The organism is Bradyrhizobium sp. Mp27, from assembly GCF_029953005.1.
Lineage (GTDB): Bacteria > Pseudomonadota > Alphaproteobacteria > Rhizobiales > Xanthobacteraceae > Bradyrhizobium > Bradyrhizobium barranii.
This window is the reverse complement of record NZ_JASAUS010000528.1, coordinates 1-1,058: the sequence shown is the minus strand read 5'-3', so window position 1 is coordinate 1,058 and position 1,058 is coordinate 1. Positions and strand designations below refer to the sequence as shown.

1 protein-coding gene is annotated in these 1,058 nt (G+C 57.4%); it reads right to left on the bottom strand.

The window, feature by feature from the left end:
- Positions 1-558: 558 nt before the first annotated feature.
- Positions 559-726, bottom strand: coding sequence for a hypothetical protein (locus QJT78_RS51535; protein ID WP_253579379.1), 168 nt, complete (start codon positions 724-726; stop codon positions 559-561).
- Between the last annotated feature and the right edge of the window lie 332 nt (positions 727-1,058).

Below are 1,058 nucleotides of genomic sequence, written 5' to 3'. Positions count from 1 at the left end.
GGTCACCAACTGAATTTTTCGGCGTCATTACGGAGTTTACAAGCAGACGGGTCGATATGTTCGGGCAGCATTCGAAAGAATTGGCGGCATATCCGTTCTGGCGCATCAAGCCCCCCCGAGAGCTCACGGCTCTGCCGGGTCGATAACTGAAGCCGTACCCGCTGCGGAAAAGGATGGACGCAAACGCGGACTTCGAAAGGGGCGATGCCGCCGCGCCTTGCGTGCGTTAGGATCCTGCATGGAAAGGGTGACCGGCTCATCGAGGCCAACCAGTCGCGCCGTGTCCGGAAGTGGCCCTGAACCGAACCCCGCTGATCCTGTGTCATACGTCTATCGCTGGTAGAGCAGACGTGGACCCGCGCTCGCTTCGACGGTCGGTTGTGACCCATTGCGGGCGTAGCGTTCGAGCGTTTTGGAGAACAATCTTTTAAGCCTGTACTTCGGACCTCGCGCATTGTCCGCTTCCGTGCGGCTGTTAGGGAATAAGCGGACATCGCGGAATTATGTGTAGACGCCCCAGCCTAAATCTTACATTTGACCGGTCGACGCGCCGATCGCTTAACGAGCGGCTCTTTTCTCCGGGTCGTCCCGGCGCTGCGCCATCTCTGTGTTTCGATCGAGCTGCGCACGCTCGCTGCGGCGCAGCCTTCCCGTCTTTATGACGCCATAGAGAATTGTGCCACCCAAGATGAAGGCGCCGATAAACATCATCCAGAGCGCCGTCATTGAGGTATCGCCGAGTAGCATTCCGACGCCACTGTTTCCCATTTTCGCTCTCGCTGTTTTGTCTGGAGAACCAAACCCGCATTGGAGCGGAGGTTCCCTGTTTCGTTCCTATTGTACGGTCTCGCGCTTAGGCACAATTCATGAGGCCCGATGTTAGAAACGAATGGAGGACCACCCGGCCGAACACACTGAGGGCGATGTGCTGGACAAACTCCGGCGCCATATCCGCATTTTGGTCGATATCGGTCGTCTTTCGGTTGAAGAGGCCGGAACAGAACGCTTCTTGGACCAAGCCGTGCTGCAAATTGCCCGAGCCGTGGAAATCGACCATG

Excerpts from the sequence above, each read along its gene's own strand:
- QJT78_RS51535 (WP_253579379.1), bottom strand. The coding sequence starts at position 726 with ATGACGGCGCTCTGGATGATGTTTATCGGCGCCTTCATCTTGGGTGGC.